Below are 7,624 nucleotides of genomic sequence, written 5' to 3'. Positions count from 1 at the left end.
GGATGATGCCGACCTGCCTTCCCTGCTGTCGGGTGCGGATATCCTGCTGCGCAACGGGCCGCTGCCGGGCGTGGAGCCGGGGGATTATCCGGGGCTGATCGATGTGCTGCTGACGCCGTTCGCCTGCGCGGACCGGCCGGCCACCGACCTGACCTTGATGGCGCGGTCGGGCCTGCTCCATATCGGCGGCGACCCGGACCGGGAACCGCTGCGCCTGCCGGGGCAGCAAGCCTATGCGCTGGGCGCCATCCAGGCGGTGATTGGGGCGCTGACGGCGCTGCATGCCCGCCAGGACAAGGGACAGCGCGTCACCGTTTCCGCCTATCAGTCCGCCGTGCTGGCCAATTACCGGGAACCGGTGATGTGGGACTGGGCTGGCAAGGTCGGCGGACGGCAGGGCAATCTGCTGGTGCGCGGCAAGTCGGGTGTCAATCAGGTCTGGAAGGTGGCCGATGGCTGGGTCACCTGGGCCCTGGTCGACAATCCCGGCATGATGCGCGCCATGGTCGCCCTGATGCAGGCCGATGATATGGCGGGGCCGCTGGCCGGGGTGGAGTGGGAGAATATCCTGGTCGCCGACCTGCCGCAGGAAACGCTGAAGGAATGGGAAAAGATCGTGGGGGCGTTTTTCGCCACCAAGACCCGCGCCTTCCTGGCCGAACAATCCAACCGGCATGGTATGGGCCTGTCGGCCATCGACGAACCGCACGATGTGCTGCACAGCCCGCATCACGCGGCGCGTGGGGCCTTCACCGACTTTGCCGATCCCGTGTCGGGTCGCACCATCCGCGTGCCCGGCCCCCTGTTCCGCACCAGCCGGGAGGATGCGCGATGAACGGCCCGCTTTCCGGCCTGACGGTCGTCGATTTCTCCAAATTCCTGCCCGGCCCCTATTGCACCTGGATGCTGGGCAATCTGGGGGCCGATATCATCCGGGTGGAGAACCCGCGCGAACTGGCCAAGCAGGCACAGGTGTTCGGCTGGGACGGGCTGGACGCGGATGCCCGCGCCGCGCTGCGCGCCCGCGACATCTATGCCCGCAACAAGCGCAGTCTGGTCATTGATCCCGGTCACGCAGACGCCCGGCCGGTGATCGAGGCGCTGGTGGCCAAGGCCGACATATTGGTGGAGGATTACCGGCCGGGCGTGATGGAGAGCATGGGTTACGGTGCCGCCGCCATGCTGGAACTGAACCCGAGGCTGGTCTATGCGTCCGTCACCCTGTGCGGGCAGACGGGGCCGTACCGGGACAAGCCGGGGCATGATCCGGTGGCGCTGGCCATCGCGGGCGCCCTGTCGCGCATCGGGGAGGACCCGGCCCGGCCCAGCTTCCCCGGTGTTCCCGTGGCCGATCTGTTGAGCGGGTCGAACGCCGTCATCGGCATCCTGTCCGCCATCATCGCCCGCGCCGGCACGGGCCGGGGTCAGCATGTCGACGTGGCCATGTCCGACGCGTCGCTGGCCCTGATCGCCAGCACCATTTCCCGCAATCCCGACCTGTCGAAAGCCCCCGGACGCGGCAAGCGGCGGGCCGACAGCGGCATCTGGGAAACGGCGGACGGGCGTTTCATCACCACCACCGATATGGAGCCGCGTTACTGGCAGCGTTTCTGCGTGGCCGTGGGCCACCCGGACTTCGCCGCCCTTCAGATGGATGTCAGCCGGCGGGAGGAGATCGCGGCGGCGCTGGCCGCCATCTTCCGCAGCAAGACCCTGGCCGAATGGCTGGAGATCCTCGCGGCGGCGGATACGCAGTTCGCGCCCGTGCATGACCTGCCCGACGCCCTGGCCGACCCGCATAACCGGGCGCGCGGCATGGTGTTCGAAGTGCCGCTGCCCGGCGGCGGCACCGTCCCGCATATCGGCCTGCCCATCCGCCTGTCCGACACGCCCACCGCCCCGCCGCGACCGGCGGCCCCGGCGGGTGGCGACAGCGACGCCATTCTGGCCGGCATCGGCCTTTCCCAAACCGACATCCAGTCCCTGCGCGACAAGGGCGCCCTGTCCGCCCGTCAAGGATCACAAGCATGAGCACGACCGAGAACAGCCAGCAGCGCCCCCTGGAAGGACTGCGTGTCCTGGATCTGACCCGCGCCCTGGCGGGGCCTTATGCCACCTTGCTGCTGGCGGGGCTGGGGGCGGAGGTGATCAAGCTGGAGGACCCGGTCGGCGGCGATCTGGCGCGGGAGAACAGCCCCTATGTCGGGCGCGACGGCGTGGTGGTGGAACGCCGGCATGAGGACGACATCTCCATTTCCCACCTGACCCGCGCGCGCGGCAAGCATGGCATCAGCCTGAACCTGAAACACCCTGACGCCAAGGCCGTCTTCGCCGATCTGGTCAAGGGCTGCGACATCGTGGTGGAGAATTTCACCAGCGGCACGGCCGACCGGCTGGGCGTGGGCTATACGGCGGCCAAGGAAGCCAACCCGCGCGTGATCTATTGCTCCCTGTCCGGTTTCGGGGCCAACGGGTCGGAAGGCGGCAAGGCCATGGATGTCATCATCCAGGCCCTGTCGGGCGCCATGTACACGTCGGGCGCGCCGGGGGAACCGCCGGTGCGCATGGGTGTGCCCATGGCCGACATGCTGGCCCCCGTCTTCGCGGTCATCGGCATCCTGGCGGCGCTGGAACAAAGGCACCGGACCGGCGAGGGACAGCATATCGACGTGTCGATGCTGGGGGCGCTGACGTCGTTCGTCGCCATCGAGAACTGGTCGGCCATGGCGGCTGCCGGCATGCCGTCGCGCACGGGTCTGACGGTGCAGCGCCTGTCGCCCTTTGGCGTTTTCGAATGCGCCGACGGGTATATCGCTCTGGTGGCCGTGCATGACAAGCTGGCCGCCGGCCTGTTCCGCGCCATGGGACAGGTGGAACTGCTGCAGCATCCGCAATTCGCCACCCGCGACGCCCGCGTGGCCAACGCCACCGAACTGGAGGCGCGGATCAATGCCTGGTCACGGGCATTACCCGTGGCCGAGGTGGTGGCCGCACTGGAGGCGCAGGGCGTGCCCGTGGCCCCGGTGCGCCATCCGGAGGATGCGCTGGTCGATCCGCGCGTGGTGGCGCGGCAGGAGACGATGCCCATCGCCCATCCCAGCTATACCTCCGAAATCGACCTGCGCACGGCGGGCATTCCCATCCTGTTCTCTGGTGCCCGCACCGGTTTCGATCCCGTGCTGCCGGTGGCCATCGGGGAGCATAATGGCGATGTCTATGCCCGCCTGACGGGCTACACGCCTGAACAGTTGGAAAGCCTGAAGCGGCAAGGGGTGATCTGATGGCCCGCCACCCCGCCCTGGCCCCGCTGCTGGCCGCCGCCGATGATCCTGCCGGTACGCTGGAGAGATTGCGCGGCCAGGGGCACCGGCCCATCCGCCTGCTGGGTGTGGACGCCCCCCGCGCCCTGATGCGGGCGGCCGGGCTGCTGCCCGTCCGGCTGGTCCCCACAACGGAACCGACGCCCATGATGGACGCCATCATGGGTGGCGCCGGCCTGTCGGTGCGGGGCAAGTCGCTGCTGGAACAGTTGGTGGGCGCAGGTGCCCGGCCCGACCCTGTCCTGATCACCAGCGCCGACAATGAACAGCCGCAGGTCTTCGCCGCCCTGCGCGAACTGGCGCGGGAGGCGGGGGACCGGCTGGGCCCGGTGCATTTCCTGGACCTGCTGTATGGCGAAGCCGAAACGGTGACGCGGTACAACACCGTCCGACAGGCGCAATTGCTGGAATGGCTGCACGGCATCGGCGCCCCGGCGGGCGACGGGACACAGGCGAGCGCTGACGAGGCGCGGTTGCGCGGCCTGCTGGCCCAGGTGCTGGACCTGCGACCGGCGGGCCGGCTGACCGGGGCCGAGGCGGCAAGGCTGGTGGCCGCCGCCGCCATTCTGCCGTTCGAACAGGTGGAGACATCGCTGTCGGCCCTGTTGGCCAATCTCCCGCCCGTGGTGCCCGCCGCCCTGCCCCTGTTCCTGACCGGCAGCACGCAGGAGGATTTCCGCACTTATGACGGGCTGGAAGCGGCTGGCGCCCTTGTGGTGGGCGAGGCGCAGGATTGGGGGCGGCCCTGGTGTACCACACCCGCCCCCCTGGCCCGCCGCGCGCCCGATACGGCGACCACCATCGTTGCCGCTGCCAAGGCAGCCGGTACCGCCGCCCTGCTGCATGTCCAGCGGCCGGGAGAGGAGGCCGCGCCGTGGGATGTGAAGCCATTGCGCACCGCCAGTCTGGCTGCGGGCCTGCCCTTCCTGGCCGTGACCTGGAACGGCGACGGCGCGATGCCGGCGGCGCTGGCCACGTTCCTGGCCGATCCCACCGCCGCGGCCGCACCGCCTGCCCCGAAACCATCCCCGTCCCCGGCCCGCGCCGGGGGCGGCCGGGCGGCGTTGACGCCGCCGACGCGCAGCCGCAAGTCGCTGTCGGCCGTCGCCAGCTTCGGGCAGTTCCAGCGGGACTGGTTCGCGGGCTTGCGCGAACAGGTGGCGGCGGGCGCACCGCTGGCCGTGGTCAACGCCAATGCGCCGCAGGAAATCCTGCGCGCCATGGACATTCCCTTTGTGGTGAACCAGTGGTGGGCCTCCATCGTGGCGGCCAAGCAGCAATCGGGCCGGTATTTCCGCCTGCTGCGCGACCACGATTATCCGGCGGATGTGGAGGCGTACAGCGCCCAGGGGCTGGCCGCCGCGTTCGATAATGACGCGAAAAACGCCCCCTGGGGCGGGCTGCCCAAGCCGGATTTCCTGGCCGCCGTGACCGGCACCGACGCCACATCCCGCATCTTCCGCCATTGGGCCATGGAGACGGGGGCCGACCTGTTCCTGTATCAGCGCAGTTTCGACAGCCGATGGACCATTCCCAAGGAATGGTGGGAGAGGCTGCCGGGCGACTGGGACCGGCATCTGGAACCCGAACGCCTGGACCTGATGGAAGGGGAATTGCGGGCGCATGTCGCACGGCTGGAAGCGGCCACGGGCAAGCGCTTTGACCCCGCGCGGTTCGCCGAAGTCATGGATCTGGTGAACGAGCAGGAGGAATGGTACCGCCGCACCCGCGACCTGATCGCCGCGACATCTCCCGCCCCGGTCAGCATCGTCGATACGATGCCGGCCACCATGGTGCCGCAATGGCATCGCGGCTCCGTCTGGGCGCGCGATGCGGCCAAGGCGCTGTATGACGAGGTGGCGGCCCGCGCGGCGGCGGGGGATGCCGCCTGCCCCAACGAGCGGGTCCGCCTGATGTGGGTGGGGCGCGGGCTGTGGAGCGATATGGGTTTCTACCAGCGCTGGGAGGAAAGCCATGGGGCGGTCTTCGTCTGCTCCATGTATCTGTCGCTGGCGGCCGACGGCTATATCCGCCATCACGACCGGGGACGCGACCCGATGCGGGCGCTGGCGGCGCGGTTCGTCACCATGGGGGATGAATTGCGCATGCCCACCTGGGCCGGCGCCTGGCATGTGCGCGACGCCCGTATCCACGGCGTTCACGGGGCCGTGGCCCTGACCGATGCAGACCCGTTCGTGCTGCGCGCACTGGAGGAAGCGGGCATTCCCGTGCTGCGCCTGGACCTGGATAATTATAACCAGGAAGGGGCCGATGCGGCGGGCGTGGACGCGGCGGTGACCCGGTTCATCGAAAGGGTGACGCCATTGCAGCGGTGATGGTCGCACGGCTGGCAAAGCATGGGTTCCAGACGTAAGAACCGCCGCCGCGATTGATTACTCTGCGATGGGCCGCAGTACATCAAACGACGAAACCCTTCATATCCTGTCCCTGTTCAAGCACCGCGACAGCTTTTTCGATCGCGTCGATACGCGACCTGTATTTCGAAAAACCGATGGCCCGCAGGTCCTTCTCAGGCGTGGTCGATGCAAGCGCGGCCGCCATTTGTGCATAGTTACCACGCCCTTGATGCAGGATGTCCATGATCCAGAGCGCAATATGCCAATCGGTGCCGGTGAACGCCGACAACTTGGCCTTCGCGTTTGCCAGGTTGGCCTTGGCGCTGTCGATGAAAATGCCGATCTGCAGTTCCTTCGCCTTGGGATCCAGACGCAGCCAGTTCATCAGCCGGGCGGCGGCCGAAAGCTCCATAGCGTCGATGCTGGTAGGTGAGGGGTTGAGATAGGACATCAATCGGGGCAATTGCTTTTCCCGGATACCGTTGGGACGCGTCACCTCCTGTGCGTGTTCCAGGTCTTCATAGGTACCCTGCTTATCAAGATGGACCGTGATCTTGCCGGCGGCGTTGGGCCGAAGCGACAATTCGGGGAAATGCTTGTCCGCATCGGGCAATGACAGCAGGGCGCGCAGATACAGGATGAAATTCTTGCCCGGCGTATGCGCGGCAAGCTGCGGTGCGCCGAAGGTGAACGCGGCCCGGTCATAGGTGTTGAGGGTGGCAAACCGCGCCCCTCCCTCCGCAGTCAGTGTGGGTTCGATGAAGTGGGCCCACTGGCCGAATGCGCCTTTATAATCGTCGGCCCGATAGGTTCCGAACTGAAGACTGTCCTTGATCGCCGTCGGCCCCTGGAAAAGCCCCACGCGGTGCATGTCATCGGTAAATGGCGTGGAGGTTCCGATGATAAAACTGCCGCCCTTGCGCGTCTGCGCATGGAACGTATTGCCGGACTGCTTGATATCGACAACGGCATCAAACGCATCGTGTACGGACGGAAGCTCGATACTGGATGGCCCCTTGGGGTTGAGGATTTCGGCATAGGCCTGTTTGTCGGAAGCGGTGGGCACCACGGGGAAGTCCAGCCCAAGGGCCTGAGCCGTACCCGGCCCCACGACGCCATCGACCTCTAGACCTTGAAGTGTCTGGAAAGAGATGACTGCGGCATTGGTCGATGGCCCATATTGACCATCGATCGATCCCGGATCGACGCCCTTGCCCGCCAGCGCCCTTTGAAGCGCCACAATCTCCGCGCCCTTGAAAATCGGAGATTTCAGCCAGTAATAGCCCGCTGGCAAGGTGCGCTTCTGTCGCGACGGCTGAATGACCTGCGGCGCCACGGTCGGGATCGCATAATCGACACCTGGGAGCAGACAGCCGATACCCCAGGGCCGCGTCCCGGCCTTGTCAAAGATGCCGACCCCAAAAGCCGTCCCCCGCGCCTCCAATGTCCGGCTTCCGTCACCCATTGAAAGCGCGACGTGTCCGACAAGTCCCTGGGCCGGTGCCCGGATGAGCACCGCACCTGGAATTTTCAACGCATCCTGCGGGGCGATCAATGTGCCCTTTTTCTTGGCCTCGTCGTACCAATGGCCGCTATAGGGGTCAGCCTTTGCCAGATTGACGACATTACCGGTGCCGAAGATCATGCCATAGGCCTGATAGACGCACCAGGAAGCGAACTCCGCACAGTCCCACGGGCCGTTCCAGCTCGGGTTGTTCAATGGAACCCGCGCGCCCAGCACATATCGCTGACCAATCTTCCTCACCCCGACATCAATGACATCCTGTCCCAGCAACGGCATGGTCATCCTCCATCATGGACGGGCACACTGTGATCGGGCGCGTGCGCCCTTGGGTGCGACACCCAAGGGCGCACGCGCCCGATCACAGTGTGCCCGTCCATGATGGAGGATGACCATGCCGTTGCTGGGACAGGATGTCATTGATG

5 protein-coding genes are annotated in these 7,624 nt (G+C 66.9%); 4 read left to right on the top strand and 1 reads right to left on the bottom strand.

Annotated elements, in window-relative coordinates:
- From KBA48_RS31355 to KBA48_RS31340, 4 genes are all read left to right on the top strand, one after another.
- On the top strand, positions 1 to 835 hold an 835-nt coding region (locus KBA48_RS31355; protein ID WP_292912609.1), incomplete at its 5' end, for a CoA transferase.
- Positions 832 to 2,031, top strand: coding sequence for a CaiB/BaiF CoA-transferase family protein (locus KBA48_RS31350; protein ID WP_292912608.1), 1,200 nt, complete (start codon positions 832 to 834; stop codon positions 2,029 to 2,031). The genes KBA48_RS31355 and KBA48_RS31350, both read left to right, overlap by 4 nt.
- Positions 2,028 to 3,281, top strand: coding sequence for a CaiB/BaiF CoA-transferase family protein (locus KBA48_RS31345; RefSeq protein ID WP_292912607.1), 1,254 nt, complete (start codon positions 2,028 to 2,030; stop codon positions 3,279 to 3,281). The genes KBA48_RS31350 and KBA48_RS31345 overlap by 4 nt, the downstream gene beginning before the upstream one ends.
- Positions 3,281 to 5,656, top strand: a complete 2,376-nt coding sequence (locus tag KBA48_RS31340; RefSeq protein WP_292912606.1) for a 2-hydroxyacyl-CoA dehydratase family protein — start codon at positions 3,281 to 3,283, stop codon at positions 5,654 to 5,656. The genes KBA48_RS31345 and KBA48_RS31340 overlap by 1 nt, the downstream gene beginning before the upstream one ends.
- An 82-nt stretch (positions 5,657 to 5,738) precedes the next feature.
- Here KBA48_RS31340 and KBA48_RS31335 read toward each other — a convergent pair whose 3' ends face one another.
- Positions 5,739 to 7,478, bottom strand: a complete 1,740-nt coding sequence (locus KBA48_RS31335) for a peptidoglycan-binding protein (RefSeq protein WP_292912605.1) — start codon at positions 7,476 to 7,478, stop codon at positions 5,739 to 5,741.
- Between the last annotated feature and the right edge of the window lie 146 nt (positions 7,479 to 7,624).

The sequence above is a fragment of the Niveispirillum sp. genome (assembly GCF_017996735.1).
GTDB lineage: Bacteria > Pseudomonadota > Alphaproteobacteria > Azospirillales > Azospirillaceae > Niveispirillum.
This window is presented reverse-complemented; position numbering and strand designations above follow the sequence as displayed.